The sequence below is a fragment of the Streptomyces sp. NPDC001890 genome (assembly GCF_042891445.1).
In the GTDB taxonomy this organism is placed as follows: Bacteria; Actinomycetota; Actinomycetes; order Streptomycetales; family Streptomycetaceae; genus Streptomyces.
This window is the reverse complement of sequence record NZ_JBIATE010000022.1, coordinates 14,981-41,669: the sequence shown is the minus strand read 5'-3', so window position 1 is coordinate 41,669 and position 26,689 is coordinate 14,981. Positions and strand designations below refer to the sequence as shown.

The window sequence follows — 26,689 nt, the reverse complement described above, 5'->3', positions numbered from 1 at the left end:
GGGACGCCCGAATACTGGATGTATTCGGGCGTTCCGACAACGCGGCGAGGTGCCGTGGCCGTCGTCGCACGCCCGCCAGGGATTACGGGACAGCCCTTAGGCGACGACGCCCGTACGGACCGTGCGCTGACCGGCGACCAGGAGATCGGCGAGCCGTTCTTCCACCACGGCGACCTCATGGTGCGGGGCCACCTCGACGTGGTGGCGCCCTTCGTGGTCACCGGTTCGCTCGTCGTCGAGGGCTGCCTGACCGACTGCGGCCCCGACTCCGTCGTCGCCGTCCGCGGCGATGTCACGGCCCGCGCGGTGCACACCGACGGGGAGATGTCCGTCGGCGGTGACATCGGGGCCGAGATCGTCTACCCGCCTGCGCGAGGGACGGCCGGTCTTCCGCGCCGGCGAGGGCTCGTCGGCGAACTGATCCGGTCCGGTGCCCGCGGACAGCCACGGCCACCGGCTGCCACCGGCTCAGGCCGTCCGGGAACGGGGGTGCTGCGTCGCGCCGGCCGGTCTCAGCTCCGCCAGGACTCTGCCGCGCAGCAGCTCGTACTCCTCGCGCAGCCGCACGATCTCCGCCGGCCGTACGATCACCTCCCCGCCGACGACGATCTCCTCCGGGCGGAACTGCTCGCGGGTGAGATCGACCTCGACGCCCATGCCCAGCCGGTTCCACCAGTGGTAGTCCACCCGCTCGCCGTCCACATGGACCTCGCCGCGGATCAGATCGCCGCCCAGGAGGTCGTGCACCACGAGCGCGGTCACTCCGCACTGATCGCGCGCCGGATTGTCCGGGGTCCACTCCGCCCGGTGTTCCGGTGTCGTGGTGTCCGCGCCCCAACTCCTGCGAACGGCCTGCTCCAGGTCGGTGAAACTGCTCAGTGTCATACCGCTCAGCGTGGCAGACGCCACTGACAGTCCATGCCCCTCGTTCCGTCCCCGGGCGCACCACCTGTCATGGTGTCGCCATGATTCCGACCAGCGACGCCACGACCGACGACACGACGGACGACACCCACCGCTTCCCGGAGCAGTTCGGGCGGACCCACCGGTTCTCGCTCGGGGTGCCCCGCGGCTTCACCGTCTCACCGGACGGCGCACGGGTGCTCTTCCTGCGTTCCACGTCCGGTACCGACCGGGTCAGCCGGCTCTGGCTGTACGAGGACGGAAAGGAGCGGCTGCTCGCCGATCCGCTCGGGGCCGGGCACGGCGGCCGGGCGGGCGGCCGGGTGCCGCCGGAGGAACTGGCCCGCCGCGAACGGGCGAGGGAGACGTCGTCGGGTGTGGTGTCCTACGCGACGGACGCACAGGTACGGCTCGCGGCCTACGCGCTCGACGGCGAACTCTGGGTGGTGCGGACGGACGGCGGCACCCCGCACCGGATCCGGACCGCCGGCCCGGTGGTCGATCCCCGGCCCTCACCGGACGGCACGCTGATCGCGTACGTCTGCGGTGGCGCGCTGCGGACCGTCACGGCTCAGGGGACGGACGACCGGGTGGTCGTCGCCCCGGACGGCGAACAGGTGACGTACGGGCTGTCCGACCACGTGTCGGCCGAGTCGATCGGCCGCTCGCGCGGCTACTGGTGGTCACCGGGCGGCGATGCGCTGCTGGTCGCGCGGGTGGACACCTCGATGGTGGCGCGCCGGTACATCAGCGATCCGGCCCATCCGGAGCGGCCGGCCCGCGAGATGGCGTATCCGGCGGCGGGCACGGCGAACGCGGAGGTCTCGCTCCACCTGGTGCGGATGTCCGGGGAGCGGCTCGCGGTCCGGCTGCCGCGCGAGGCGGACACGGACCATCCCGAGGGTGTGTGGACGGACCGGTCGTTCGAGTACGTGGTGTCGGCGGCGTGGGACGGGCACGGGCCGCTGGTCTCCGTACAGACGCGTGACCAGCGTTCGGTGTACGTGCTCGCGGTCGATCCCGGCACGGGCGGGACGAGCGTCCTCAGCCGTGCCCACGACCGGGCATGGGTCGCACTGCGGCGCGGGACGCCGTCACGGCTGCCCTCCGGTGCGCTCGTCGTTGCCGCGCGTCCCGGCGGCGACACCCAGGGGCTGGAGGTCTGCGGCGTGCCGACGCCCCCGGGCCTGGAGGTCCGCGAGGTGGTCGGATCGAGCGGCGGGAGAGTGTTCTTCACCGCGAGCGAGGAACCGACCGAGGTCCATGTCTGGTCGTACGGGCCGGCGGCCTCCGGTGCGGGCGCCGCCGCTCCGGTGCGCGTCAGCGAGGCCCCCGGCGTGCACACGGCCGCGGTCGGCGGCCCCACCGTGGTGCTGGACAGCAGGACCCCGGACGGTCAGACGGTGACCGTGCTGCGGGACGGAACACCCGTGGGACGGATCGCGGTCCTCGCCGAGACCCCGCTGGTCGTCCCGCGGCCCGCGGCGCTGAGCCTCGGGAAGCGGGAGCTGCGCAGCCGGCTGTACCTGCCGTCGTGGCACCGGCCGGACGACGCCCCGCTGCCGGTGCTGCTCAGCCCGTACGCCGGCCACGGCATGCAGGTCGTCCTCAAGGTGCGTACCTGGTGGGTGGCGGTCGCCCAGTGGTTCGCCGAGCAGGGCTTCGCGGTGCTGGTCACGGACGGCCGGGGTACTCCGGGACGGGGTGAGGCCTGGGAGAAGTCGGTGCACGGGGACCGGCTGACGGCTGTGCTCGATGACCAGATCGATGCGCTGCACGCGGCCACCGCGCGGTGCTCCGCACTGGACCCGGCCCGGGTCGCCATGCGCGGCTGGTCGTTCAGCGGGTATCTCGCCGCGGCCGCCGTGCTGCGGCATCCGGAGGTCTTCCGGGCCGCGGTGGCCGGGGCCGCGCCGGCCGACCGGCGGCTCTACGACACCCACTGGGAGGAGCGGTTCCTGGGCCACCCGGACGTACTGCCGGAGAACTACGAGCGCAACTCGCTGCTCGCTGAGGCGGCCGGGCTGACCCGCCCGCTCATGCTGGTGCACGGACTTGCCGATGACAATGTGGCCGTCGCCCACATGCTGCGGTTCTCCGCGGCGCTGCTGGCCGCGGGCCGGCCGCACACGGTGCTGCCGTTGTCCGGGGCCGGTCATCTGGTCACCCGGGAGGCGGCGGGCAATCTGTTGCTGCTGGAGCGGGACTTCCTGAGAAAGTCCCTGGGTGTTGAACACAGGGGTCCCGCCGTGCGTACCCCTGGTCGTACACCGAAGTCGTGAACACCGCCGTCGCGAGGAAGGGAAGAGCCAGTATGAACACCACGCAGAACCACGAGGGCCGTCCCGGGCGGCGGGCCGTCGTGGTCGCGGCCGGGGCCGTGTCGGTGACCGCCGTACTCGCCGCCTGCGGCAACCAGAAGGACTCGGACGGTGCGGATGTGGTCAAGCCCGCCGCCGATGGATCGAAGGACGGCGGCGGCGCCGCTCTGGCCCGAACGGACGACATCCCCGAGGGCGGCGGCAAGATCTTCGCCGACCAGGGGGTCGTGGTGACGCAGCCGAAGGCGGGCGAGTTCAAGGCGTTCTCGTCGAAGTGCACCCACCAGGGATGCGCGGTGTCGGGCGTCGCGGACGGCACCATCGACTGCCCCTGTCACGGCAGCAGGTTCGACGCGTCGACGGGCGCCGTGAAACACGGCCCCGCCACCGAGCCGCTGCCCGCCATGACGATCACGGTCTCGGACGGCACGATCACGCTCGCGCCCTGATCGCACCGCCCCGGTGGGGTCAGGCTTCCACCACCTGCTCCGGCCGGTCCCCGGCGCCGCGCCGCGGAGGCGACCTGGCAAGGTGCAGAACCGCCTCCCGGTGACCACGGCGCCGGCCTTCGCGCGCACCACCGGCGACCCACGGAGCGCCGGATCCCGACCGCGGCCGAACGCGCGGCGGCGGGTCGACCGTTGCACACGGAGGGACCGATTTCCGTCAGGAACCGGTCCTGCGGGACGCGCGGTTCAGCCAGCAGCCCAGTATCTCGTCGGTGGTCGTGATGGTGGCGACGAGGGCGAGGGTGTTGCGGATCATCGCGGGGGTGTAGTCGGCCGGCACCCCCGCGATGGCGTCGGACGGCACCACGGCGGTGTAGCCGAGGTTCACCGCGTCGAACACGGCATTGGGAATGGCGACATTGGCCGAGACCCCGGTGACGACGAGGGTCCGGCAGCCGAGGTTGCGCAGCAGCGCGTCCACATCGGTACCGGCGACGGGCGAGAGGCCGTGCAGCCTGCGTACGACGAGATCCTCGTCGGCCACTTCGATCGGTGCGGCGATCCGTACCGCCGTGGTGCCGCGGTGCTGTTGTACGGGCAGCCGGCCGGCGGCCCGGAAGAGCCGGGCGTTGGTGTTGGCGCCCCGCCCGTCGGGGCGGCGTTCGGCCACCGCGTGCAGCACCTGGACCCCGGCCTCGTGCGCGGCCGCGACCAGCCGGGCGATCCGGTCCAGGGCACCGGAGGAGCGGGCCTGGTCGGCCAGTTCGGGCAGCGCGCTCCCCGGGCCCACGACCCCCTGCTGGCATTCGACCGTCAGCAGCGCGGTGGTGGCCGGATCGAGCTGCTCGGCGAGCTGATTCTTCGAGGGCACGGCTGTCCCTTTCTGCGGCGGACCGGGCGCGCGAGGCTAACCGCCATTGCGCGACGAGGGAAGAGACCCCATGATTTCTGACACACAGTCAGACAACGGGAGGGGGCGCCTCCATGGCCGCCATTCAGCGACGGGGCCGTCGGATCATGATGACGGACGACGAACGCGACACCTATCTCGCCGAGCAGCGCACCTGCCGGGTCGCCACCGTGTCCCCGGACGGCCACCCGCACGTCGGCGCCCTCTGGTTCACCTGGGACGGGACCTCGATCTGGCTGTACTCGATCACCCGCAGCCTGCGCTGGTCGCAGCTGCGCCGGGACCCGAGGATCGCGGTGGTCGTGGACGACGGGGTGGAGTACGGGGAGCTGCGCGGGATCGAACTCTCCGGCGAGGCCGTACCCGTGGGCGAGGCCCCGCGCACCGGCGAGCCGTACCCCGAACTCGCCGCCCCGGAGCGGCTGTTCGCGGCGAAGTACTTCGGGATGGACACCATGCCGCACGACGGCCGCCACGCCTGGCTGCGGCTGACCCCGCGGGCCATCACCTCCTGGGACTTCCGCAAGCTCGCGGACCCGCCCAGGGTGTGAGAGCCCCCCTTCCGCGACCGCATCCGCGTCCGGGCGCGCCCGGCCTGTTCCACGGCGTCCTCGGAAGCGTCTCCAGGGGCTTCCTCGGAGGCGTCCTCAGGAGCATCCTCGGAGACGTGCTCAGGGGCTTCCTCGGAGGCGTCCTCAGGGGCGTCTCAGCAGCCCCCGTTCCATGGCCACCACCACCGCCCGCGTCCGGTCGCTCACGTCGAGCTTGGCGAACAGGCGCAGGAGGTGGGTCTTGACCGTGGCCTCCGCGATGACGAGGCGTCTGCCGATCTCGGCGTTGGTCAGCCCGTCGGCCACCGCGTCGAGCACGTCGGTCTCGCGGGCGGTGAGCGGCTCCTGGGCCGGGCGTCGCATCCGCGCGATCAGCTTCTCGGCCACCCGGGGCGCGAGGACGGTCTCGCCGCGCGCCGCCGAGCGGATGGCGTCGGCGAGCTGTTCGCGGGTGGCGTCCTTCAGGAGGTAGCCGATGGCGCCGGCCTCGACCCCGCGCTCGATGTCCTGATCGGTGTCGTAGGTCGTCAGGATCAGGACCCGGGTGCGCGGGTACCGGGCGACGATCCCGGTGGTCGCCCCCACCCCGTCCAGCACCGGCATCCGCAGGTCGACCAGGGCGACGTCGGGGTCGTGCCGTGCCACCAGGTCGAGGGCGTCCCTGCCGTCCGCCGCCTCCCCGACGATCTCGATCCCGTCCTCACCGGCGAGCAGGGCGACGACACCCGCCCGCATGACGGTGTGGTCGTCCACCACGACCACCCTGATCCGGCCGCCGGTCATCGCGTCCCCTCGCTCTCCGCGTCGTTCGCCACTTCGCCGTCCCCGGGCGCCGGTGCCGGCGGGATCACCCCCAGGACCCTGGTGCCGTCGCCGACGGAGCTGGTGACCGTGAGCCGGCCGCCCAGTTCCGCCAGGCGTTTGCGCATTCCGTCGAGCCCGAAGCCCTTCGACTCGCCCGGCACGAATCCGATGCCGTCGTCGGTGATCTCCAGTTCCACCCCGTGCGGCCCGAGGGTCAGCAGCACGCCGACCGTGGAGGCGCGCGCGTGCTTGCGCACGTTGGCCAGGGACTCCTGCGTACAGCGCAGCAGCGCGATCCGGGTCTGCTGGTCGCACTCGACGTCCGCCAGCTCGCCGGCCACCGTGAGCCCGGTGTCCTCCGCGAAGCGGTCCAGGATGCGGCGCAGCGTCCGCGCCACCGACCCGGCCTGCGCTGCGCCCTGCTGCCGGGCCGAGCCGACCAGCTCCCGGGCCTCGGCGAGGTTCTCCCGGGCCGTCGACTCGATCGAGCGCAACTGCTGGGCGCTGCGGGCCGGCTCCGCGTCGAGCCCCGCCCGCGCCGCCTCCGCCAGTACGACGATCGACGCGAGGCCCTGCGCGAGGGTGTCGTGGATGTCCCGCGCCATCCGCTCCCGTTCGTCCGCCGCCCCCTGGCGCTGGTGCGCCTCGGACAGCTCCGCCTGGGTCCGTTCCAACTCGACGATCAGCCGCGCGCGTTCGGTGCTCTGCGCGACCACCGAGTGCGCCCACAGACCGATCAGGACCCCCACGGCGACGACGATCAGGGTGGACACCATGGTCTCGGCGAAGAACTGCAGCGACCCGCCCTCCCGGTACCAGCTCCCCGCCAGCGTCGCCGCCGTCGCCAGCCCCAAAAACCCCATCGAGTTCCTGGGGGTCCGTCCGAACATCCAGTAGTGCGGCAGCGTCACCATGAACAGCGCCGCGTAGCTGCCGCCCAGATGGGCGAGTCCGCCGAGCGCGAGCACCAGCACACCGAGGTAGACGTGCGGCCGCACGACGGGGTTGTCGGGGAAGCGGTCGAGGAGCGCGTAGCAGAGCACCACACAGCCGAGCAGCGCGAGCGAGGCGTACCGGTCCCGGACGGATCCGTCCATGGCGGCGAGCCCGGCGGCCATCGCGGCGAACAGCACCCAGCACACCGCGTTCCAGCGGCGCAGCGACGAGGTCCAGAAGGCGTCGGCCGAGGTCCCGGCGAGAGCGGTCATGCCGATCAACGTACTTCGGCCAGTGGCTCGTCGTGGACGGTCCGGTCCGATCCGGCCGGGGCGGGACGCGACGGCCACCAGGTCGCCTCGCCCAGCAGCAGCAGTGCCGCCGGCAGGATCATGATGCGGACCACGAAGGCGTCGAGCAGCACGGCCGCCGCGAGCACGAATCCGATCTGCTTCATCTCGATGATGTGCAGCAGGACGAAGCTCACGAAGACGGTCGTCATCACGACCGCGGCGCTGGTGACCACGCTCGCCGACGTGCGGAGCCCGTCCAGGACCGCCTGCCGTGTGGGGACACCGGCGAGCACGGCCTCCCTGATCCGGCTCACCACGAACACCTGGTAGTCCATGGAGAGTCCGAAGAGGATCACGAAGAGGAAGAGCGGGACGCGCGAGCCGATCGAGCCGGTGGAGTCGAAGCCCAGCAGCCCTTCGGCCCAGGTGCCCTGGAAGACGAGGACGAGCAGTCCGAGGGCGGCCGCGGCGGAGAGCAGGTTGAGTACGACTCCGATCAGGCCGAGCACCACGGAACGGAAGGCGTACACGGTCATCGCGAAGGTCACCAGCAGCAGCGCCCCGAGGACGAACGGGATCCTGCCGTTCTGATGGGCCGGGTAGTCGGCGTACCGGGCGACGTCCCCGCTGACTCCGTACTCCGCGCCCCGGACCCGTCCGACGGTGGCGGGCAGGTACTCGTCCCGCAGGTGTCCGAGGGAGTCGTGGGCCGGTGCGGAGTTGCCGAGGTGCGGCACCTTCAGTCGCAGCACGCTGATCCGGTGGTCGGCCGAGGTCTCGATGCGCGAGCCGTCGGTGAACAGCGGGTCCCCGTCGGTGAGCCGGGCCAGTTCGCGGAGCGCGCCGGTGACTTCTCCGCTGCGCGAGGCATCGGCGCGCACGACGACGTCATGTGTCACCCGCTGCCCGGGAAACGCCTCGTTGAGGCGGTCGTACACCCGCATCGCGGGAATCTCGCGGGAGTGCGTGTCCCGGCTCATCTCCGTGATGTTCAGTCCGGCCAGCGGCAGGGCGAGTGCGATCAGGGCGAGGACCGGGACGCAGAGGGTGGCGAGGGGGTGCCGGGCGGCGGGCCGCAGCAGTGCCGTCCAGATCCGGCCCGCACCCTCGCGGCGGGGGCGCGGGGCGGGCTTGCCGTGCTCCGCGCGGCGCCGTGCCCGTCGCTCCGCCCGCTTCCCGAGCACGGTCAGCAGCGCGGGCAGCACCGTCAGGGAACTGGCCACGGCGACCAGGGTGACCACGATGGTGCCGGTGGCCAGCGAGGAGAAGATCACGTCGGAGGCCAGATACAGCGTCGCGGTGGAGACGACGACCGCCAGCCCCGACACCACGACCGCCCGGCCCGAGGTGGCCGCGGCCAGTTCCACCAGCGCCTCGGTGCTCAGCCGGCCACCGCTGCGGGCCCGTTCCTCGCGCTCCCGCTTGAGATAGAAGAGCGTGTAGTCGACTCCGACGGCGAGACCGATCATCAGGATGACGTTGGTGCCGACCCCGGCGTCGGGCGAGACGTGCGAGACCACCATCGACAGGCCGATGGCCGCCGCGATCGATGTGAGGGCGAGCAGCAGCGGCACCGCGGCCATGACGACCGACCCGAAGGCGACCAGCAGGGTGATCAGGGTGACGGGAAGGGTGATCTTCTCGGACAGGGCCAGGTCGTCTCCACGCTGCTGGTCGACCCCCTTGCTGATGGAGGGACTGCCCGTCTCCTCCAGCAGCAGCCCGGGACGGGTCTTCTGAACGGCCGAGGTCTGCGCCGCGACGGCGTCGACCTTGTCCTTCGCGTCCCGCTCCTCGCCCTTCAGGGCCACCTCGACCAGGAGGATCCGGCCGTCGCCGGACCAGAGCGGCGCGGCCACGTCCGCGACCTCCGGCAGCTTCCTCATCCGGTCCGTGAGATCCCGCGCGGCCGCTTCGGCCGACTGCTTGTCGGGAGTGCCCGACCGGGTGGAGATCAGCACCTGCTCGGTGGAACGGCGCTCCAGGCGTCCCTCGGCCGCCATGGCCTCGGCCCGGCCCGCCTCGCCGACACGGTAGTCGGCCGTCTTCGCGCTGTTGGTGCCGACGGCTCCGCCGACGACCAGGCAGAGCACCACGAACACCAGCCAGCCGGCGACCGCCCGCCAGGGGTGCCGCGCGCTTCGGCGCGCCATGCGCACAGTGAATGAATTCATGCCCGAAAGCCTTGTTGAACAGGGCAGTTGACGGACAGAGGTGTCAGGTTGAACTTGCCGTCCACCGATCGGTGGACGCCGGTGCTGGGGTAATCCCCCGCATGCCGCGCCGCTACCCGTGGCTCACGGCGCGTCCAGCTCCAGCCCCGCCGCGCGCAGGGCGGCCACCGCGGCCCTGATCGACGGGCGCCGGTCCGCGTCGGTACGCCAGACGGCATGGACGTGACGTCGCATCTTCTGCCGTACGGGCACCAGCCGCACCCCGTCGGGTACCGGCCCGCGGCCCAGCCTCGGCGCGACACAGACACCCATCCCGGCGGCGATCAGGGCGAGTTGGGTGTGGTGCTCGCCCGCCAGGTGCGCGATGCGCGGTTCGATTCCCTTGGACCGGAGGGTGAACATCAGCCAGTCGTAACAGAATTCGCCCTCGGGCCAGGAAACCCAGTCGTCGTCGGCGAAGTCCTCCAGGTCCACCTGGTCCCGGCCGGCGAGCCGATGACCGGCCGGCATCGCGATGTCCGGTGCGTCGTCCAGGAGTTCGGCCTTGGCCAGGCCGGCGGGCACGGGCAGCCGCTTGTTGCTCCAGTCCAGCACCACCGCGAGGTCGATGTCGCCCCTGATCACCGCACGGATTCCGTCCTCGGGCTCCAGTTCCCGGGTACGGACGCGCAGTTCGGGGTGGTCCCCGCGCAGCGCGCGGAGCGCGGCGGGGAAGAGGCCGCGTGCCGCGGTCGGAAAGGCGCCGAGCCGGATCTCGCCCACCACCTCGCCGCGCTGTGCCTCGATGTCGGACTGGGCCAGCTCGACCTGGGACAGGATCCGGGCGGCGTGGTCGGCGAGCAGCTGTCCGGCGTCGGTGAGCCGGACCCCGCGCCCGTTCCTGGCCAGCAGCTGCTGGCCCACCTCCCGTTCCAGCTTCGCCATCTGCTGGGAGACCGCCGACGTGGTCACGTGCAGCCCCTCGGCGGCGCCGCCCACGGAACCGTGCCGGGCCAGTGCGTCCAGGGTGCGCAGGCGCTCCAGATTCAACATGTAAGCAATGCTACGCAGACGCCCGTACGAAGTCTCGCTTGTCCTACGCGGTCGTCGCCGCCATCGTTGACTCCATGAGCGCCATCGCCGCACCGGGAACCGCCGCATCGGGAACCGCCGCACCGGGAACCATGCCCGCCACCGAGCCCGCCGCCCCGAGCCCGCCCGTGCCGCCCGCCGCCCGCCCCGCGCTGGACTGGCGGATCCGCTTCGGGGCACTCTCGCTCATCTGGGGCTTCAGCTTCCTGCTGATCAAGGTCGGCACCGACGGGTACGCCCCGTTCCAGGTCACCCTGGGCCGTCTGCTGTCCGGCACCGCGGTGCTGGCCGTCGCGATGGCGGTCCGGCGCGAGCAGCTGCCCCGGGGTGCCCGCACATGGGGGCATCTGGCGGTCGCCGCGTTCTTCCTGAACGCGCTGCCGTTCTCGCTCTTCGCCTATGCCGAGCTGACCATTCCGTCGACGCTGGCGGGCATCTGCAACGCGACATCACCCCTGTGGGGCATGGCGCTGTCGCTCGTCGCGCTCTCCGAGGACCGGCCGACCCGTCGCCGGGTCGCCGGACTCGGGCTGGGCTTCCTCGGCGTGCTGACCGTGCTGGGCGCCTGGCAGGGCTTCTCCGGGCTGGACTTCGGCGGCACGGCGATGGCCCTGCTCGCCTCCCTCAGCTATCCGATCGGCTGGATCTACGTCCGCCGGACGCTGGCGGGCAGCGGCTCGTCGACGCTGGCGCTCACCGGCAGCCAACTCTTCCTGGGCACGGCGCAGATCGCCCTGGTGACCCCGCTGTTCACCTCGGCACCCGACGGGTTCCCGCTGCTCCCGACCCTGGCCGTGGTCGCCCTCGGGGCGCTCGGCACCGGCCTCGCGGTCCTGTTGCAGTACGGCCTGGTGACGGAGGTCGGGCCGACGACCGCGCAGATGGTCACCTACTTCATCCCGGTCATCGCCACCGCCGCCGGGGTGCTCGTGCTCGGCGAGCAGCTGAGCTGGAACACCCCGGTGGGCGCCCTCGTGGTCCTGGCGGGCGCCGCCCTCACCCAGAGCAGGCCCCGGACCGGCCGAGCACCCGGCGGCGGGCCCGGCGCAGACACCGGAATCGGGACCGAGGCCGGGACCGGGACCGGAATCAGAGCCGGGGATCACCCGTAGGCCAACGGCTTCACCGGTCCCGCCGCTGCCGCCACCGCATCCGCGAGCGGTCCGATCTCGTCCTCGGCGAGCGACGAGACGGTGAGCCGGATCCCCTGGGGCGCGGCCAGCCGGAACCGCGCTCCGGGCGCCACGGCCCAGCCGGCGTGCAGCAGCCTCGCCACGACACCGGTCTCGTCTCCGACCGGCACCCACACGTTCATCCCGCTGCGGCCATGGGCCGCCACGCCCCGCTCCGCCAGCGCCCGCACGAGACCGTCCCGCCGCTTCGCGTACGCCCCCGCCACCGCCCTCGGATCGACGGCGCCGGAGGTCCACAGGTGCACCACGACCCGCTGGAGCAGTCTGCTGACCCAGCCGGGGCCCAGCCGCTGGCGCCCGGCCACCCGGTCGGCCGTGACCCGGTCGCCTGTCAGCACGGCGACCCGCAGGTCAGGCCCGTACGCCTTGGCCACGGACCGCACGAAGGCCCAGCGGTCCGTGGCGCCCGACAGGGGATGGAGCGGCAGATCGACGATGCCGTGCCCGTGGTCGTCCTCGATCAGGAGTACGCCGCGGTGTCCGGAGAGGACACCCCGCAGCTCGAAGGCGCGTCCGGCGCCGATGGCCGCCCCGGTCGGATTCTGCGCGCGGCCGGTGACCACGAGCGCGCGGGCGCCGGCGTTCAGCGCGTGCTCCACGGCATCGGGCACCGGCCCGTCGTCGTCGACCGCGACGGGCACGGGACGCAGCCCCAGCGCCGGCACGAGGTCCAGCATGCTGCCCCAGCCGGGGTCCTCGACGGCCACCGCGTCGCCGGGTCTCAGGTGCGCGACGAGTACGCGCTCGATCGCGTCCAGCGATCCCGAGGTCGCGACCACGGGCCCGGCCGGCACCCCGTCCGCGTCCAAAGCGGCGCGGGCGAGCGCGGCGAACTCCGGGTCCACCGGCGCCTGCCCGTACATCCCGGGCTCCCGCGCATACTCCCGCGCGACCGCCGCGAAGGCATCCCCCAGCGCGGGCAGCAGCACCGGATCGGGGTTGCCCGCGCCCAGGTCGCGTACACCCACCGGCGCCTCGACCCGGATCGAACCACGCGCCGTACTCGCGGGACGCGGCCGTACCCGGCTGCCCCGACGGCCCGCCGTCTCGATCACCCCACGCTCGCGGAGCGTGCGGTAGGCGGCTGCCACCGTATTCGGGTTGACCCCCAGCTGATCCGCCAACTCCCGCATGGGAGGCAGCACTTGACCTGGTTCGAGCTCACCGAAGCCGACCCCGCGCTCCACGCTGGCGGCAATCTCCGATGCGCGCCGCCCCACAATCCGATACTCTCCTAGCACAAATCAGATTATGCACTAGTGCAATGGAGTACGCAATGTCGGACACCGCATCGCCGCAGACCACGGCCCCGGACGGCGCAGCAGCCGGATACGAGCCGACCGAGCGCACCATCCCGACCCGCTCCCGCGAACGGGCGGCATACGACCGGGAGGTGGTGCACTCGATACTCGACGAGGCATACCTCTGCCACCTCGGCTTCGTCCGTGACGGCGCACCGGTCGTCCTGCCCACGCTCTTCGGCCGGATCGGCGACCGGCTCTACGTACACGGCTCGACGGGCTCCCGTCCGCTGCGCGAGGCGGGGCGCACCGACCCCGGTCTGCCCGTGTGCCTCACGGTGACGCATGTCGACGGGCTGGTGCTGGCCCGCTCCGCCTTCCACCACTCGATCAACTACCGCTCCGTGGTGGTCCACGGCATCGCGCGCACGGTCACCGACCCCCAGGAGCGGCGGACCGCACTCGACGCCATCGTCGACCATGTGGTGCCCGGCCGCTCCGCCGATTCCCGGCCCGCCGACGAGAAGGAGCTGGCCGCGACCGCGGTGATCCGGCTGGACCTGCGGGAGGTGTCCGCGAAGATCCGTACGGGCGGCCCCAACGACGAGCCCCGCGACCTCGCGCTCCCTCATTGGGCGGGCGTCGTCCCGCTCGCCCGCGGCTATGCGACGCCGGTCCCCTCGGACGACCTCGACCCCGCGATCGGCGTGCCGGACTACATCACCGAACTCTGACGCACACCGGGTGACGGGCGGGCCCGTCGGGCGACGGGTCCGCCCGTCACCCGACGCGGGTACCGCAGGACGTCAGCAGGACGTCACGTGGCGGCGCGACCGGCGGACAGCTGCCCCTCGGCAGCGGCCGGGCCGGTGCCCGAACCCTCGACAGCCCCTGCGCCCGGCCCCGACGCGACGGGCCCCGAGGGCGTCCGCGGTGTCGACGACTGGGCGATGAAGGCACCGATCAGCACCATGGCGCCGCCGATGAGCTGGGGCGCCGACAGGTGCTCACCGAGCATCACCCAGGCGAGCACCGTGGCGATGACCGCCTCAAGACAGGCGACCACGCCCGCCACCGCGGGGGAGAGCAGCCGCACCGAGATCACCCCGGTGACGTATGCGATCACGGTCGCCAGCAGCACGATCCAGACGAGCAGCAGCCAGGCCGGAACATCCGTGCCGTCCATGCCCGCCGTGCCGCCCAGGACCGACCAGTCCATGCCCCAGGGCTGCGCGACCACGGTGAGAACGGCCGCGCCGATCAGCAGCCCGTACGCGATGACCCCGACCGGATGCGGCGGTTCGACACCATCCGCGCCGTCCGCACTCCCCTGGTCCGACAGAACGAAGTAGCCGACCTGACAACAGGCGGCACCGAGCGCCAGCAGCAGTCCGACCACGTCGAAGCTCAGCCCCGACCAGACCTCGACCACGCACGTCAGTCCGCCGACGGCGAGCACCACTCCGACCGCGGCCCGCCGGGTGACCGGCCTGCGCTGGACGAACCGGACCCAGCCGAGCACGAGCGCGGGCGCCAGGTACTCGACGAGAAGCGCGACCCCGACCGGGATCCTGGAGAGCGCGGCAAAGTAGAAGGCCTGCACACCCGCGACGGCGAGCAGCCCGAAGCCGAGCAGCAGAACCGGCCGGCTGCGTACCAGGTCCCGGTGGCGCCAGGCCACCGGCAGCATGACCAGCGCCGCGCCGGCCACCCGCAGCCACACCACATGGAGTGGATCGAGCCCCGCCTCGATCAGCGGCTTGGCCGCCACCCCTGAACCACCGAATGCGAACGCCGAGGCCAGGGCTAGTCCCAGGCTGGCGCTTCTCCCCTGAGACGCGTGCATCGGCCCATCATGACAGCTGCGGTCAGGGGCGTCACCCCCGGTCACCCCTGACAGGCCCGGCCGCCGGGCGGACAGCCCCACACCCCCCGTCCGGACGGCCCCGCCCCCTCATCCGGACGGCCCCGCACCGCCGGCCCGGACGACTCCGAACCTCCGCCCCCGCCGACCTCAGGACCGGACGCTCAGACTCCGCCCTCCGGCACACCCTGCCCGGCGACATCCGCGACCCGGGCAGCGAGCCGGTCCGCGTCGACCCCGCCCCGTACCAGCACCTCCACGGCCCGGCACTCATGGTCCGTGGCCAGTGCCGCGAGCAGATCGAGCCCCCCGGCCCGTACGTCGCCGCGTGACTCCGCCCGGTCGAGCGCCCCGGCCATCGCCGATGCAGCCGAGGGCGACCAGCCCTCCATCCCGGTGTCCCGGAAGACGGGATCCACGCCCCGCCCGACGGCCCCCGGGGCCGGGACGACGGGAACGGCGCCGGAGTCCTCGACCGAACCCTGCCAGCGGAGTCCGTATCCGATACTGCGCTGGACGAGGTAGCCGAGCACCCTGGCCAGCTGGGGCCCGCCCTCGAAGGCCGCCCGCACCGCGGGATCCGATTCGATGAGGGAGTGCAGCAGATGCGCCGTGTCGATCTGCCGGTCGCCGTCGCGCAGCGCACGCCTGCGGGCGCCCGTCACCACGGCGGCCAGCTCCACGGTGAGTCTGGCGTCGAGCTCGGCGCGGTTCGGTACGGGTTGCTGGGGGATCCGCGGCGTCCGGTTCTGCACACCTCTCACCCCATCAGGCCCGCGGCGCGAATACATCCCCGGATGGGCCCATCCAGGCATCCCACGCAAGTTGGGCACACCCGAACGGTTTCTCCTCCTTGCGGATGAGATCTCGCCATTTCTGGATCCGATCCGCACAAAGGGCGCGCGCCGCCTTGCCACGCGCTCCCCGGGCAACCGGAAACCGCCCCCTGGACGTCCCACAGGCCATACCCCCATGCGACAGTCGGAAGGGAGCCCGCGCACGTGTCCTGGTTGGTCGCCCTGCCGGCACTCGACGGACGGGAGTACGTGTACCGCGTCCACGCCCCGGCCGACGCGCTGCGCGCCGACCTCTTCTGGGCCGCGTTCCACTGCCACGACGACGGTCCGCACCCCCGCGCCTTCGACCGGTTCGACGCCGCTCTCATCTGGCGCGCGGGAACGGACGGGAACGGCAGCTGGATCTGACAGTTCATCAGTATTGAATGTTCCAGCTACTGCGGCTACGTTCCGCGACACCGTAACCCGCCGAGAAGGGGTGGTCGCATGGCCGAAGTCAGTGCAGAGGCACGCATCGAAGCACCGGCCGAGAAGGTGTGGGCCCAGCTGACGGACTTCACCACGTACGGTCAGTGGAACGCCACCCACACCAGCTTCCCCAAGGGCGGTCCGGCGACCCTCGAACTCGCCGCCACCTACGAGGAGAACATGAAGCTCATGGGCTTCCCGGCCGAGGTGACCTGGACGGTGGCGGAACTGGAGACCGCACGCCTGCTGGCCACCAAGGGCAAGGGCCCGATGGGCGTCAACCTGGCCATGCGTTACTCACTGACCCCCGACGGGGACGCGACCACGGTCCGCATCGACGGGGAGTTCACGGGCGCCGCGGTCTCCCTGATGGCCGGAAAGCTCAAGGACTCGGCGACGGCCGCGCTCGTCGAGTCACTGCGCAAACTGGGCGGGCTCATCGCCGCCTGACGCCACCCGGCCGACGGAAAGGGCCTCGCGGCTCGGCCGCGAGGCCCGGGGCACCGCATGCACCACACCCACGGGCAGCCACGCCCCTGGCCTCAGTGCTCGTCGGCAAGGATCAGGTACAGCTTCTTGCGGGCGTCATTGATGACCGTGAGAGCCTTCTCCCGCTGATCGGCGGAGCCGGTCTTCCAGACCTGACCGAACGCCTCCATCAGGCCGAATCCGGCCTGCCGGATCTCGTTGACGCTCTCCCAGTCGACCCCGCGACCGGCTTCCTCCCAGGGCGCCTCGGGCCCCGACTCCGCCTCGGCGCGGCCGGTGTCGGTAAGCGTGAACAGCTTCTTGCCGCCCTCGCTCGCACTGACGATCAGGCCCTCGTCCTCCAGCAGCTGAAGGGTCGGGTAGACCGAGCCCGGACTGGGCCGCCAGGCCCCGCCACTGCGCTCGCCGATCTCCTGGATCATCTCGTACCCGTGCATCGACCGGTCCTTGAGCAGCGCCAGGATCGAAGCGCGTACGTCACCACGCCGCGCCCTCCCCCGGCCGCCGCCCCGACCGCGCCCGCCCCCGAAGGGGCCACCACCGAAGGGACCGCCCCCGAACGGCGGCCCGAACTGCCCGAAGGCCGCCCGTCGCCCCTCGAAGTCACCACGCCCCTGATGACCGGGCCCGCAGTGCCCGTGTCCACGCCCGAATCCGAACTCTTGCTCGTGCCCATGTGAACGCATCGCTCTACTCCTTCTATCGTTGATCTGTCGCGATGCTTCAACGATATATCGGAACCGATCGCCTGACAATCCCGGCGGCGACCTGGACCTGCCCCGGGTCGGTTCCGTCGAGAGGTGAGCGGCACGGGAGTGCTGTGCGTCACAAACAGCCGGCCACGGTACGACTAGCGTGGCTCCGCATGACGCACTCCGAGATCGAAATGACCGCGGACCTGGTCCTGGAACTGCTGCACGACCAGCACCCCGACCTGGCCGACCACCCCGTGCGGCTCGGTGCGCGCGGCTGGGACAACCAGCTGTGGCGGCTCGGCGACGACCTCGCCGTCCGATTGCCCTGGGCAACGGAGTCGGCGGACGAGCTGCTGCGCAAGGAGTACGCCTGGCTGCCCGGTCTCGCCCCGCACCTTCCCCTTCCGGTCCCCGTCCCACAGCGCATCGGTGAGCCCTCGGCGCGCTTTCCGCGGCCTTGGACAGTCACCACGTGGGTGCCCGGCACGCCCGCCGACCGGGCCCCCGCCACACGCGTCGCAGACTCCGCCGACGCCCTGGCCGCCTTCCTGACGGCCCTTCACCGACCCGCCCCCGACGGGGCTCCGGCCGGCCGTGGCCGCGGAGGGCCGCTGGCCGGCCACACCGAAGGGTTCACCCAGCAACTCGCCGCGGCCACCGAGCAGGGACTGATCCCCGACCCGGACGCCGTCCGAGCGATCTGGGAAGACGCCGTCGCCGCTCCCGACTGGTCGGGCCCGGCGCTGTGGCTCCACGGCGACCTGCATCCCGCCAACGTCCTCACCGAGGAAGGGACCTTCTGCGGTGTGATCGACTTCGGCGACCTCTTCGCGGGCGACCCGGCCTGCGATCTCGCCGCCGCCTGGATCCTGCTGCCGGACGGCGCCGTCGACCGCTTCCATGCCGCCTACCGACCGGCCCCGGACCCCGCGACCCTGCGCCGCGCCCGCGGCTGGGCGGTGGTGAAAGCCCTCGTCTGCATCCTCATCGGAGAGGCAGGCGTCCACGGCCGCCCCGGCGGCAAGGCCACCTGGGGCCCGCCCGGACACGCCTCGCTGAACCGCCTCATCGCCACGGCCCGCCACTGATCACGCGTCGCTCGCCGACATGCGCCAGGCCGGCCTGCGGGGGACCGCCCGCTGGTTCCTGATCGCCCTGGTCCTCTACCACATCGCCGCGTACGACCGGGTCCGGTGGTTGCTCCACCACTGACCCGGCGCGGCGAGCCGCGCCTCGTACCCGCGGCGGACAAAATGCGTTGGCCGGTCGCCGTCGAACTGCGACGATGCCCCTGTTTCTCAAGTGGAGGGCATTTGTTCGTATTCGTATGTGCGGGGTGCGGCGCCACGCTGACCGCCCCGCTGTCCGAGGTCGCCCTGCCGGCCCACGCCCACCAGACGTACGGGAACGGGACTCAGCTCCCGGTCCTCATGGAGTCCGGCACCTTCGCCGTGGAACCGGAGCCCTGGGGGCCGCCGTGGCGGAAGTGGGAGGAGATCGATCCGGACGAGGCCGAGGCCCGCGGCATCTACGCACGGGTCCACGGACTGTCCGACGCCCCACCCGGCACGGTCGTCATCGCCCCCGGGGACATCCGCGGCACCGTGCTGATCCCGGAGACGGCCGGCGGATACTGCTGCGGCCTCGACGCGTCCGACGGCCCCAACACGGCCTGCGAGGCGTGCGGCCTGCCCGTGGCCAGCAGGATCGACGACTGCTCGCTGTGGCAGGCGGTGTGGCTCGCCCCGGACGCCGTACGCCGTCTCCCCGTCGACAGGACCGCCGCCGCACCGTTCTCCTGGGCGGAGTTGATGGCGCGGGGGACGGGCACGCCCCCGTACGAGCCGCTCACCAGCTGGGGCCAACCGCTGGGATCCGGCCACCGGTGGTCCTGGAGCCCGCAGTGGGAGGCGGCGGCCGGCCGGGCGCTCGCCCACCTGCTGGTTGCCTCGGGAGGCCGGCCGGTGACCGTCCCGGACGGCCTGATCGCGGAGGTGTTCCAACGCGCCCTCGACGCCCTGCTGCCCGCGCGCCCGCCCGCGCGGCGCGCCGTCCTGGCCGGACCGGAGCTGCCTGCTCCCGACCCGGAAGCCGACATCCTCCTCGTGCCGGTCCACCCGCAGACGGGGAAGACCTGGACCCCGGACGGTCCGGCCGTCTCCGCGTACCCGGTGCCGCTGCCGTTCGGGGTGTGGCTGTGGCTGGTCGCCCCCGAGCCGGACCTGCCCGTCCCCACATCGGGGGTCATGCCCGAGGGCGTCCTCGACGTGGACCCGCCCCTGCCGCGCCCCGACCACCTGTTCCGGGCCGACTCGGTGGTGTTCCATCACACCCTGGTCCGGCTGCCGGCCGTCCGCAGCCCGTGGCTGCGCGAGGTCGCGGAGTACACGCGCAGCCTCAACTTCTGAGGGCCGTCCCGGTCAGGGGGTGGCGACGAGTTGTCCGGGTCGCGTGGCGAGCCACGGCCTGCGTCCGCCGGCCCGCATCCCGCCTCGCGCGATCGCCTTCCAGATCGGCGTGCGCCGGAAGGAGACCAGCAGGAACGTGGCCGGCGCCGCCGTGATCGTGCAGTCGTACGTGCGCGGCGGGGCGTCACGGGTCACCGTCATCGTCCCGCCGTCGACGACGACCGCCAGCCGCGGGCCGCCCTTGATCGGGAGGTCGAGCGCGATGCCGACGCCCCGGGCCTTCGCCGTGTCCAGGGCCGGCGCCATCATCGTCGGCATCGACTGTCCGAGCACCAGGCGCGCCTCCTCCGGGCCGATCGCCCACGGGAGTCCGGCGCCGCGCGCGATGTCCAGGCCGTGCACGAGGCTCTCACTGAGCATCAGACCGGTCGACGTGGCCGGCGTGATCGTCGCCCCCTGCGCGTACCAGGGCACGGTGACGGGGGTGTCCGGGGCGAGGCCGTCGGTGGTCCGCAGGAACGTGCGGACGGGCCCGCAGATTACCGCCGGGCACTCCGATGGCGACAGGGTTCCCGGGATCCCGATCCGCCGCGCCGGGGCACCGCTCAGGCGTGCCGTGCTCCGACCGTCATCCGAGGAAGAGCGGGAACTTCGCGGCCCGTTCGCCCAGTGCCGCCCGCTCCGCACCGGTCGGCGCACGCCGTCCCGTGCCGATCAGCAGCGCGTCCTTGTCGGGGAACGACGCGGGGAACACCGCCCCGGCGATGCTCTCCAGCATCTCCCGGGACCGGGCGAGCCCCTCCGCGGGGGGTTCGGCCGCGCCCGGAACGTACGCGACGAGATCGAGGTGGTGCAGCGTCCACTCCAGGACGTACGCACCGAGGTAGTCGCCCGCGGTGAGGACCACATCACGGGTGCCGACCCGGAGAGCCGGGTCGGCGAGCACGGCGGCGCGGCCGGCGGCGGAGCCGACGTCGTCGAGGTGGAACCTGAGCAGGCGCGGCTCCTCGTACGCCGCGGCCAGCCGGACGATCAGCGCATCCAGCGGGTCGTCACCGGTCGGCGGCGTCCCGGAGACGTTCCAGTAGGTCACCGCGTCGCGGGTCGGTTCCGTGCCGGCGGGCGTCGCGAGGGTGATCAGGACGTCCTGGGCATCGATGACCAGATGGCACACCAAGTCCCTCACCAGCCAGCCGGCACAGCCGGACGGTCGCGCGAAGTCCTCGTCGGGAAGCTCGGCGACCGCCCTGCGCAACGCGGTCCAGGAACGTGAGAAGAGATCCACATCGGCAAGGTAGTGCGGTGCGGCGAGGACGGTCCAGTTCCGCAGAGGTCCAGGGACACGGAATTGGCCTTGGCATACGGCTGCGCACGGTACGTAGGGTCGCGGCATGAGGATTCGAATCGTCGACACGTTCACCGACCGCCCCTTCACCGGCAACCCGGCGGGAGTCCTGGTCCTGGATTCCGGCGCCTTCGCCGACGACGACCGCCTCCAGCGGATCGCCATGGAAGTGAACCTCTCCGAGACCGCCTTCACCCATCCGCTGCCTCCGGGCGGCGAGGCCGACTGGGCGCTCCGCTGGTTCACCCCGACCACCGAGGTCGACATGTGCGGGCACGCCACCCTCGCCACCGCGCACGTCCTGCACACCACCGGAACGGCGAGCGGCACGGTCCGCTTCGCGGCCCGGTGCGGGATCCTCACCGCGACCGCCCGCCCGGACGGCGCGATCACCCTCGACTTCCCCACGTCCCCGTTGAAGCCCGAGGCCGCCCCGGCCGGGCTGGCCGCCGCCCTCGGCGCGGAACCGCTCTCCGTCCACGACACCGGCCCGCACATCGGCGACCTGCTCGTCGAACTGTCCGACGAGGCGACCGTACGAGGGCTGACCCCCGATATCGCCCGGCTGGCCGACGTGTCCCGGCGGGGCGTCATCGTCACGGCCGCCGCGCAGGACCCGGCCCGCGGCTACGACTTCGTCTCGCGCGGCTTCTTCCCACGCGTCGGGATCGACGAGGACCCCGTGACCGGCAGCGCCCACACCGCGCTGGCCCCCTTCTGGTCGGCCCGCCTCGGCCGTGACGAACTGACCGGGCTGCAGGCCTCCGCCCGTTCCGGCCTGGTACGGACCACTCTGTGCGGCGACCGCACCCTGCTGACGGGCGACGCCGTGACGGTCATCGACGGCGAACTGCTCACCTCGCTCTGAGCCTCGGCCGGGGTGCGGGGCCGGCGGACCGTTCCCCCTTCCCCGGCCTTCACGGCGTGGGCAGCCAGCCCACCTTCCCCGCCAGCAGCGCGTATCCGACGAACGCCCCGATATCCAGCAGCGCATGCGCCGCGACCAGCGGTCCGACCCGCCCCCAACGCCGGTACAGCAGTGCGAAGACGACGCCCATCACCATGTTCCCGATGAAGCCGCCGATCCCCTGGTACAGATGGTACGAGCCGCGCAGCACCGAACTGGCGGCCAGCGCCGCCATCGGTGTCCATCCCAATTGCCCCAGTCTGCGCAGCAGATACCCGACGACGATCACTTCCTCCACGACGGAGTTCTGGATCGCGGACAGGATCAGGACCGGGAACTTCCACCACACGTCGGGCAAAGACTCCGGGACCACGGTCAGGTTGAATCCGGCGGCCCTGGCCACCAGGTAGAAGGCGAGGCCGGCGCTTCCGATCCCCGCCGCGACCAGCGTGCCGCGTCCCAGGTCCGGCCACGGCCTGGTGCGGTCGAAACCGATGGCGCGCAGGCCGGTGCCCTCCCTGATCAGCAGATGCGCGACCAGGGCGACCGGCACCAGGGCCGTCGTGATACCGAAGAGTTGCCAGGCGAGATCCAGCCATGGACGCCCCGGCGCGTACGAGCTGTTGAGCGTCGCCGCCTGATCCTTCAAACCCCCTGGTTTCGTCAGCGATCCGACAAAACTGATCAGGGCAGACACTCCACTGGCGCCCAATGAGAGAGCCAGCACGAGGACTGTTTCGGACCGCAGGATCCTTCGCGAAAGAGTCTCCCGGGGGAAAGAATCAGCCATAAGCCCCACCTCCACCTGTACACCTGCCTTGAGTTGTGCATTCATGCCCCATCCTGCTCCCCCTCCGGCTAGGGTCTCGAATACAGGTACGAAGATCATGCGCGACAGGCCGGGGGACAACCACCATCGCCGATGGTGTGGTCCCCCTTTTTCCTTGTTCATCCTCAAGGAGGGGCACCACCGACATGGGACGTCACAGCTTGCCCGATGACTACGCGGGAGACGGAAGCGGGGACGGATCACCACCACGCCGGCGGCGTACCGTTGTGATCGCCACGACGCTCGTCGTCGCGGTGGCGGCGGGCACGGCCGTAGCGGTGCAGGGCGGCCTGTTGTCGTTCTCGAAGAGCTGCGAGGGCTCCGCCGTACGTCTGTCCATGATGGCCTCCCCGGACATCGCCCCCGCCGTTCGCGCCATCGCCGACAAGGCGCGCAAGGACGAGGTGCGTTCCGACGGTCGCTGTCTGTACGTGACGGTGGTCGCCCGCGACTCCTACAAGGTCGCCGATGCCCTCTCCGACGGCACCCGTACCCCGGACTTCCAGGTCTGGCTGCCCGACTCCGACCTGTGGCCCGACCGGGCCAAGGGCTCCGGTGACGGCGTCCCGGTCACACCGGGCGACTCCATCGCGTCCTCCCCCGTGACCCTGGCCATGGTTCCGTCCGCGGCCAAGAGCCTCGGCTGGCCGAAGAAGAAGTACTCCTGGGCGGAGTTGACGGCCGCCGCCATGGAATCGGACAAGGTACGCCTCGGCTCGGCCGACCCCGCACGCAGCGCCACCGGTCTGCTGGCCCTCACCAGCATCGGCGCGTCCTCCGAGAAGCAGGGCGGGGACAGCGACACCAGGGTCGCGGCGACCGCCAAGCTGCTCGCACAGCGCATGTCGGACGGTGACACCCAGGTGCTGGAGACCCTGGCCCAGGGCGACTCGGGCGCCGAGCAGGGCAACCCGGACCGCAATCAGGCGGTGCTCCTCTCCGAGCAGGCGGCGTTCACGCACAACGCGGAGTCGACCGGCAGCGGAAAACTCGATCTCTTCTACCCCGAGGACGGCACACCGCTGCTCAACTATCCGTACACGCTGGTCGACGAGACCAGCATGAGCACGTCCGAGGGCAGGGCGGCGCTGCGGTTCAGGACGCTGCTGGACGAACCCGCCTCGCAGGCCACGCTGGAGAAGCACGGCTTCAGGAACGTCGACGGCACCGCGGGCGAGTCGGTGGTCGCTCCGGCCGGTGGCAAGAAGCCCCAGCCGTACGCCACCGCGGCCGCCACCGCACCGACCGCCGAGGAGCTCCAGCAGACCCTCGGCATGTGGACGATCACGGTCCAGAGCGCCCGGCTGACCACGGTCGTCGATGCCTCGGGGTCCATGGCCACGATCGTCCCGGGACGCAACCAGTCCCGGATGGACGTCACCAAGGCGTCCCTGATCCAGGCCCTCAACCAGTTCACCCCGAACGACGAGATCGGGCTCTGGGAGTTCGCCACCAGGCTCGACGGCGACAAGGACTACCGCAAACTGGTCCCGGCCACCAGGCTGGGCGATCCGGCGAAGGGCGGCGGCACCCACCGCGAGAAGCTCTCCGCGGCCTTCGCGTCGCTGGAGCCCGTTCCGGGCGGCGCGACCGGTCTGTACGACACCATGCTCGCCGCCTACAAGGACGCCCAGGCGACCTATGTGAAGGGCAAGTTCAACGCGGTCGTGATCCTCACCGACGGCTCGAACCAGGACAGCCTCTCCATCTCCCGCAGCGCACTGATCGCGGAACTGAAGCGGATCGCCGATCCGGAGCGTCCGGTGCCGCTGCTCGCCATCGCTGTGGGGCCCGAGGCCGACCGCGAAGAGGTGAACGAGATAGCCAAGGTGACCGGCGGCGGTGGCTACCAGGTCATCGACCCGGCCGAGATCCAGACGGTGATCCTGCAGGCCATCATGACGGCCGGCCAGAGCGGTCACGCCGGCCAGGGCTAGGGCGTGTCCGCGGAGTCCCGCCCGGCTCGCGACGCCCTCCGGGCGTACGACGGGACTTCACGGACACGGCCCGGGGCCTCTCGTCCGGATCACGACAGTCTCGCGTGGGAGCCCGGCCACGGCATCCGCGGTGCCCGGGTCAGGGCTTGGGAGCACCCGTCGGCCAGCTGTGCACGGGCTCCCCGCTGTGCATCAGCTCGGCGTACCGCCGGGTCGTCGCGGCCAGCGCCGCGTGCCGGTCGAGCCCGCCCTCCCGTGCCCGGTGGTAGGTGTCCGCCTGCCAGGACGCCCCGTTCACCCGCCGTTTGCAGCGCTCCTCGATGACGCCGAGGTAGCGGTCGCGGTCAGCGGGCTCGATGTTCCAGGCATCGAGCCCCGCCGCGGCCAGCGGCAGCAGCTCGTCGCGTACCAGCTTGACGGCGGGCACCCGGGTGAGCCCGCCGGCACGGCCGGGACGCGGCCAGGTCAGCTCCGCGTCGATGCCCAGACGGCACGCGGTGTCGAAGTTCTCCGCCGCCGCCGCGAACGGCAGCCGCGTCCACACCGGCCGGGACTCCTCGGCGAGCGCCCGCACGAGCCCGTAGTACAGGGCCGCGTTGGCGATCAGGTCGGTGACCGTGGGCCCGGCGGGCAGGACCCGGTTCTCCACCCGCAGATGGGGTACGCCGTCGGCCAGCCCGTACACGGGCCGGTTCCAGCGGTAGACCGTGCCGTTGTGGAGCACCAGTTCCTGCAACCGCGGCACCCCGCCGTCGTCCAGGACCCGCAGCGGCTCCTCCTCGTCGCAGATCGGGAGCAGCGGCGGGAAGTAGCGCACGTTCTCCTCGAAGAGCTCGTACGCCGAGCCGATCCACCGTTCACCGAACCAGGTCCTGGGCCGCACTCCCTGGTTCTGGAGTTCGGGCGGCCTGGTGTCGGTGGCCTGCTGGAAGAGCGGCGGCCGCGACTCCCGCCACAGCTCCCTGCCGAACAGGAACGGCGAGTTGGCGCCCAGTGCGATCTGGACCCCGGCGACGGCCTGGGCGGCGTTCCACACGGCCGCGAATCGCGCGGGTGTCACCTGCAGATGGAGCTGGACCGAGGTGCAGGCGGCCTCCGGGGTGATCGAGGCGGAGGTGGACACCAATCGCTCCACGCCGTGGATATCGAGGGAGAAATCCTCGCCCCGGGCGGCCACGATTTGATCGTTGAGCAGTGTGTAGCGGTCCGCGTCCGAGAGGTTCGCCGCGACGAGGTCCTCGCGGCGCAGGGTGGGCAGAATACCGATCATCATGATCCCGGCGTCGACCTCGCCTGCCTTCCGGTGGGCATATCCGAGACCGGTCCTGAGCTCTTCGGCCAGCTGGTCGAAAACCCGCCCGTCCAGGCGGTGCGGGACTATGTTCACCTCCAAATTGAACATCCCGAGTTCCATCTGGAAATCACGGCTCGCGATGCGCGGGAGGACCTCCCCATTCATCATCTTCGGCATGCCGTCGGCGCCCGCGAGATTCAGCTCGATCTCCACGCCCATGAGGTTGCGCGGCCGGTCGAACCTCCGCTCCGCCAACAGCCGCTCCAGCCCCTCCAGGCACTGGTGGAGCTTCCTCCGGTACCCCTGCCGATCGGACAGGTCAAAGGCGCCCGCCACGACCTTCTCCCCCATCGGAGCGTCCCTCCCTCAAGTGGGCGGCCCGCGGCCCAGGCCGCTCGCGTCACGATCGATAATGCCCAGGCCGGGTGATCCATAACGCCCCCGCGAACGCCGCGGACCCAGTAATCTGAGTGCGCCCGCCCGAGGCACATTCCATGGGCATGGTGCAGCACTGGTTTCCCCGCCCGGCGCACTGCGAATACACGGTCGCGTTTCAGCCGTCCGCGCTTGGGGAAAAATCCCAGGCGGCGGCTGCGCCGCTGACGCAAAATCAGCAGATTCTCCGCATAATAAAGTCTCGATACCGCCTTGTCGGCAATACCTGCGACGGCTAGTGGAATCACCGCGTGAACACGTGTCGTATAAACTCCGCGGACGAGGCAGAGAGTTGACGCACCGGCCCAGTCACCGGCCTCCTCTGGCCCCGCATGCCGACAGCGCCGTCTGCACCCGCCCACGCACCACCGTGTC

27 protein-coding genes are annotated in these 26,689 nt (G+C 71.8%); 12 read left to right on the top strand and 15 right to left on the bottom strand.

The genetic code is table 11. The annotated features are described in order from the left end of the window. Window positions 1-96: 96 nt before the first annotated feature. Both ACFYY1_RS34320 and ACFYY1_RS34315 read right to left on the bottom strand, forming a co-directional pair. Window positions 97-312 (bottom strand): hypothetical protein, encoded by a 216-nt coding sequence (locus ACFYY1_RS34320; RefSeq protein ID WP_388592511.1) that lies wholly within the window; start codon window positions 310-312, stop codon window positions 97-99. Window positions 313-468: 156 nt separating this feature from the next. Next, entirely contained in the window at window positions 469-885 is a 417-nt protein-coding gene (locus ACFYY1_RS34315; protein WP_388592508.1) for a hypothetical protein, read from the bottom strand. An 80-nt stretch (window positions 886-965) separates the two neighbouring features. Between ACFYY1_RS34315 and ACFYY1_RS34310 the strand changes: the two genes are divergently transcribed. Then, the gene (locus ACFYY1_RS34310; RefSeq protein WP_388592506.1) at window positions 966-3,185 is read left to right on the top strand and encodes a prolyl oligopeptidase family serine peptidase; all 2,220 of its coding nucleotides are present in this window, start codon (window positions 966-968) and stop codon (window positions 3,183-3,185) included. 32 nt (window positions 3,186-3,217) lie between these two features. Continuing rightward, window positions 3,218-3,673, top strand: coding sequence for a Rieske (2Fe-2S) protein (locus tag ACFYY1_RS34305; protein WP_388592504.1), 456 nt, complete (start codon window positions 3,218-3,220; stop codon window positions 3,671-3,673). Window positions 3,674-3,890: 217 nt separating this feature from the next. Here the strand turns inward: ACFYY1_RS34305 and ACFYY1_RS34300 are convergent, their stop codons facing one another. Then, window positions 3,891-4,544 carry a cysteine hydrolase gene (locus ACFYY1_RS34300; protein WP_388592502.1) on the bottom strand — a complete coding sequence of 218 codons (654 nt, stop codon included), beginning with the start codon at window positions 4,542-4,544 and terminating at the stop codon, window positions 3,891-3,893. Window positions 4,545-4,657: 113 nt separating this feature from the next. On the opposite strand from ACFYY1_RS34300, the gene ACFYY1_RS34295 reads away from it, so the two are divergent. Beyond that, window positions 4,658-5,134 (top strand): pyridoxamine 5'-phosphate oxidase family protein, encoded by a 477-nt coding sequence (locus tag ACFYY1_RS34295; RefSeq protein WP_388592500.1) that lies wholly within the window; start codon window positions 4,658-4,660, stop codon window positions 5,132-5,134. Between the two features lie 144 nt (window positions 5,135-5,278). Here the strand turns inward: ACFYY1_RS34295 and ACFYY1_RS34290 are convergent, their stop codons facing one another. The 4 genes from ACFYY1_RS34290 to ACFYY1_RS34275 form a co-directional block, all read right to left on the bottom strand. Further along, window positions 5,279-5,917: a response regulator gene (locus ACFYY1_RS34290; RefSeq protein WP_388592499.1), complete on the bottom strand. Its 639-nt coding sequence runs from the start codon at window positions 5,915-5,917 to the stop codon at window positions 5,279-5,281. Then, a complete protein-coding gene (locus ACFYY1_RS34285) occupies window positions 5,914-7,146 on the bottom strand; it encodes a sensor histidine kinase (RefSeq protein WP_388592497.1) in 1,233 nt (410 codons plus the stop codon). Before ACFYY1_RS34285 ends, ACFYY1_RS34290 begins: the two co-directional genes overlap by 4 nt. Window positions 7,147-7,151: 5 nt before the next feature. Further along, window positions 7,152-9,341 (bottom strand): MMPL family transporter, encoded by a 2,190-nt coding sequence (locus ACFYY1_RS34280; RefSeq protein WP_388592494.1) that lies wholly within the window; start codon window positions 9,339-9,341, stop codon window positions 7,152-7,154. A gap of 123 nt (window positions 9,342-9,464) precedes the next feature. Beyond that, window positions 9,465-10,373, bottom strand: coding sequence for a LysR family transcriptional regulator (locus tag ACFYY1_RS34275; protein WP_388592492.1), 909 nt, complete (start codon window positions 10,371-10,373; stop codon window positions 9,465-9,467). Between the two features lie 131 nt (window positions 10,374-10,504). On the opposite strand from ACFYY1_RS34275, the gene ACFYY1_RS34270 reads away from it, so the two are divergent. Beyond that, entirely contained in the window at window positions 10,505-11,524 is a 1,020-nt protein-coding gene (locus ACFYY1_RS34270) for a DMT family transporter (protein ID WP_388592577.1), read from the top strand. On the opposite strand, the gene ACFYY1_RS34265 is transcribed toward ACFYY1_RS34270, so the two are convergent. Then, window positions 11,515-12,846 carry an aminotransferase class I/II-fold pyridoxal phosphate-dependent enzyme gene (locus ACFYY1_RS34265; protein WP_388592489.1) on the bottom strand — a complete coding sequence of 444 codons (1,332 nt, stop codon included), beginning with the start codon at window positions 12,844-12,846 and terminating at the stop codon, window positions 11,515-11,517. The genes ACFYY1_RS34270 and ACFYY1_RS34265 overlap by 10 nt on opposite strands. 35 nt (window positions 12,847-12,881) lie before the next feature. On the opposite strand from ACFYY1_RS34265, the gene ACFYY1_RS34260 reads away from it, so the two are divergent. Continuing rightward, window positions 12,882-13,580, top strand: a complete 699-nt coding sequence (locus ACFYY1_RS34260; protein ID WP_388592487.1) for a pyridoxamine 5'-phosphate oxidase family protein — start codon at window positions 12,882-12,884, stop codon at window positions 13,578-13,580. A gap of 83 nt (window positions 13,581-13,663) precedes the next feature. On the opposite strand, the gene ACFYY1_RS34255 is transcribed toward ACFYY1_RS34260, so the two are convergent. Beyond that, entirely contained in the window at window positions 13,664-14,692 is a 1,029-nt protein-coding gene (locus ACFYY1_RS34255) for a DMT family transporter (protein WP_388592485.1), read from the bottom strand. A gap of 182 nt (window positions 14,693-14,874) precedes the next feature. Further along, window positions 14,875-15,465, bottom strand: a complete 591-nt coding sequence (locus tag ACFYY1_RS34250) for a Clp protease N-terminal domain-containing protein (protein WP_388592482.1) — start codon at window positions 15,463-15,465, stop codon at window positions 14,875-14,877. Between the two features lie 246 nt (window positions 15,466-15,711). Here ACFYY1_RS34250 and ACFYY1_RS34245 point away from each other — a divergent pair, with 246 nt between their 5' ends. Together ACFYY1_RS34245 and ACFYY1_RS34240 are read left to right on the top strand one after the other, a co-directional pair. Further along, complete coding sequence (locus ACFYY1_RS34245) at window positions 15,712-15,915, top strand: hypothetical protein (RefSeq protein ID WP_388592481.1); 204 nt, start codon at window positions 15,712-15,714, stop codon at window positions 15,913-15,915. A gap of 78 nt (window positions 15,916-15,993) precedes the next feature. Then, window positions 15,994-16,425: an SRPBCC family protein gene (locus ACFYY1_RS34240; RefSeq protein ID WP_351264622.1), complete on the top strand. Its 432-nt coding sequence runs from the start codon at window positions 15,994-15,996 to the stop codon at window positions 16,423-16,425. Between the two features lie 92 nt (window positions 16,426-16,517). Here ACFYY1_RS34240 and ACFYY1_RS34235 read toward each other — a convergent pair whose 3' ends face one another. Further along, window positions 16,518-17,150: a PadR family transcriptional regulator gene (locus ACFYY1_RS34235; protein ID WP_388592479.1), complete on the bottom strand. Its 633-nt coding sequence runs from the start codon at window positions 17,148-17,150 to the stop codon at window positions 16,518-16,520. Between the two features lie 179 nt (window positions 17,151-17,329). Here ACFYY1_RS34235 and ACFYY1_RS34230 point away from each other — a divergent pair, with 179 nt between their 5' ends. Together ACFYY1_RS34230 and ACFYY1_RS34225 are read left to right on the top strand one after the other, a co-directional pair. Beyond that, window positions 17,330-18,247, top strand: a complete 918-nt coding sequence (locus ACFYY1_RS34230; RefSeq protein ID WP_388592477.1) for an aminoglycoside phosphotransferase family protein — start codon at window positions 17,330-17,332, stop codon at window positions 18,245-18,247. A gap of 225 nt (window positions 18,248-18,472) precedes the next feature. Beyond that, the gene (locus ACFYY1_RS34225; RefSeq protein WP_388592475.1) at window positions 18,473-19,567 is read left to right on the top strand and encodes a hypothetical protein; all 1,095 of its coding nucleotides are present in this window, start codon (window positions 18,473-18,475) and stop codon (window positions 19,565-19,567) included. Window positions 19,568-19,579: 12 nt separating this feature from the next. Here ACFYY1_RS34225 and ACFYY1_RS34220 read toward each other — a convergent pair whose 3' ends face one another. Further along, window positions 19,580-20,041 carry a hypothetical protein gene (locus tag ACFYY1_RS34220; protein ID WP_388592474.1) on the bottom strand — a complete coding sequence of 154 codons (462 nt, stop codon included), beginning with the start codon at window positions 20,039-20,041 and terminating at the stop codon, window positions 19,580-19,582. Window positions 20,042-20,195: 154 nt separating this feature from the next. Then, complete coding sequence (locus ACFYY1_RS34215) at window positions 20,196-20,852, bottom strand: maleylpyruvate isomerase N-terminal domain-containing protein (protein WP_388592472.1); 657 nt, start codon at window positions 20,850-20,852, stop codon at window positions 20,196-20,198. A 106-nt stretch (window positions 20,853-20,958) separates the two neighbouring features. On the opposite strand from ACFYY1_RS34215, the gene ACFYY1_RS34210 reads away from it, so the two are divergent. Then, window positions 20,959-21,780: a PhzF family phenazine biosynthesis protein gene (locus ACFYY1_RS34210; protein ID WP_388592470.1), complete on the top strand. Its 822-nt coding sequence runs from the start codon at window positions 20,959-20,961 to the stop codon at window positions 21,778-21,780. 49 nt (window positions 21,781-21,829) lie between these two features. Here ACFYY1_RS34210 and ACFYY1_RS34205 read toward each other — a convergent pair whose 3' ends face one another. Next, window positions 21,830-22,609: a CPBP family intramembrane glutamic endopeptidase gene (locus ACFYY1_RS34205; RefSeq protein ID WP_388592573.1), complete on the bottom strand. Its 780-nt coding sequence runs from the start codon at window positions 22,607-22,609 to the stop codon at window positions 21,830-21,832. A gap of 185 nt (window positions 22,610-22,794) precedes the next feature. Between ACFYY1_RS34205 and ACFYY1_RS34200 the strand changes: the two genes are divergently transcribed. Next, window positions 22,795-24,585, top strand: a complete 1,791-nt coding sequence (locus ACFYY1_RS34200) for a substrate-binding and VWA domain-containing protein (RefSeq protein WP_388592467.1) — start codon at window positions 22,795-22,797, stop codon at window positions 24,583-24,585. Window positions 24,586-24,724: 139 nt separating this feature from the next. Here ACFYY1_RS34200 and ACFYY1_RS34195 read toward each other — a convergent pair whose 3' ends face one another. Further along, on the bottom strand, window positions 24,725-26,230 hold the full coding sequence (locus tag ACFYY1_RS34195; RefSeq protein WP_388592465.1) for a glutamate-cysteine ligase family protein: 1,506 nt from the start codon (window positions 26,228-26,230) through the stop codon (window positions 24,725-24,727). A 149-nt stretch (window positions 26,231-26,379) separates the two neighbouring features. On the opposite strand from ACFYY1_RS34195, the gene ACFYY1_RS34190 reads away from it, so the two are divergent. Further along, entirely contained in the window at window positions 26,380-26,553 is a 174-nt protein-coding gene (locus tag ACFYY1_RS34190; RefSeq protein ID WP_388592462.1) for a hypothetical protein, read from the top strand. Window positions 26,554-26,689 lie beyond the last annotated feature (136 nt).

Bases quoted from the DNA above. Each gene is read 5' to 3' on its own strand.
- ACFYY1_RS34315 (WP_388592508.1), bottom strand. From the start codon at position 885: ATGACACTGAGCAGTTTCACCGACCTGGAGCAGGCCGTTCGCAGGAGT.
- ACFYY1_RS34310 (WP_388592506.1), top strand. From the start codon at position 966: ATGATTCCGACCAGCGACGCCACGACCGACGACACGACGGACGACACC.
- ACFYY1_RS34305 (WP_388592504.1), top strand. From the start codon at position 3,218: ATGAACACCACGCAGAACCACGAGGGCCGTCCCGGGCGGCGGGCCGTC.
- ACFYY1_RS34295 (WP_388592500.1), top strand. From the start codon at position 4,658: ATGGCCGCCATTCAGCGACGGGGCCGTCGGATCATGATGACGGACGAC.
- ACFYY1_RS34290 (WP_388592499.1), bottom strand. From the start codon at position 5,917: ATGACCGGCGGCCGGATCAGGGTGGTCGTGGTGGACGACCACACCGTC.
- ACFYY1_RS34285 (WP_388592497.1), bottom strand. From the start codon at position 7,146: ATGACCGCTCTCGCCGGGACCTCGGCCGACGCCTTCTGGACCTCGTCG.
- ACFYY1_RS34280 (WP_388592494.1), bottom strand. From the start codon at position 9,341: ATGAATTCATTCACTGTGCGCATGGCGCGCCGAAGCGCGCGGCACCCC.
- ACFYY1_RS34275 (WP_388592492.1), bottom strand. From the start codon at position 10,373: ATGTTGAATCTGGAGCGCCTGCGCACCCTGGACGCACTGGCCCGGCAC.
- ACFYY1_RS34270 (WP_388592577.1), top strand. From the start codon at position 10,505: ATGCCCGCCACCGAGCCCGCCGCCCCGAGCCCGCCCGTGCCGCCCGCC.
- ACFYY1_RS34260 (WP_388592487.1), top strand. From the start codon at position 12,882: ATGTCGGACACCGCATCGCCGCAGACCACGGCCCCGGACGGCGCAGCA.
- ACFYY1_RS34255 (WP_388592485.1), bottom strand. From the start codon at position 14,692: ATGCACGCGTCTCAGGGGAGAAGCGCCAGCCTGGGACTAGCCCTGGCC.
- ACFYY1_RS34240 (WP_351264622.1), top strand. From the start codon at position 15,994: ATGGCCGAAGTCAGTGCAGAGGCACGCATCGAAGCACCGGCCGAGAAG.
- ACFYY1_RS34235 (WP_388592479.1), bottom strand. From the start codon at position 17,150: ATGCGTTCACATGGGCACGAGCAAGAGTTCGGATTCGGGCGTGGACAC.
- ACFYY1_RS34230 (WP_388592477.1), top strand. From the start codon at position 17,330: ATGACGCACTCCGAGATCGAAATGACCGCGGACCTGGTCCTGGAACTG.
- ACFYY1_RS34210 (WP_388592470.1), top strand. From the start codon at position 20,959: ATGAGGATTCGAATCGTCGACACGTTCACCGACCGCCCCTTCACCGGC.
- ACFYY1_RS34205 (WP_388592573.1), bottom strand. From the start codon at position 22,609: ATGGCTGATTCTTTCCCCCGGGAGACTCTTTCGCGAAGGATCCTGCGG.
- ACFYY1_RS34200 (WP_388592467.1), top strand. From the start codon at position 22,795: ATGGGACGTCACAGCTTGCCCGATGACTACGCGGGAGACGGAAGCGGG.
- ACFYY1_RS34195 (WP_388592465.1), bottom strand. From the start codon at position 26,230: ATGGGGGAGAAGGTCGTGGCGGGCGCCTTTGACCTGTCCGATCGGCAG.
- ACFYY1_RS34190 (WP_388592462.1), top strand. From the start codon at position 26,380: ATGGTGCAGCACTGGTTTCCCCGCCCGGCGCACTGCGAATACACGGTC.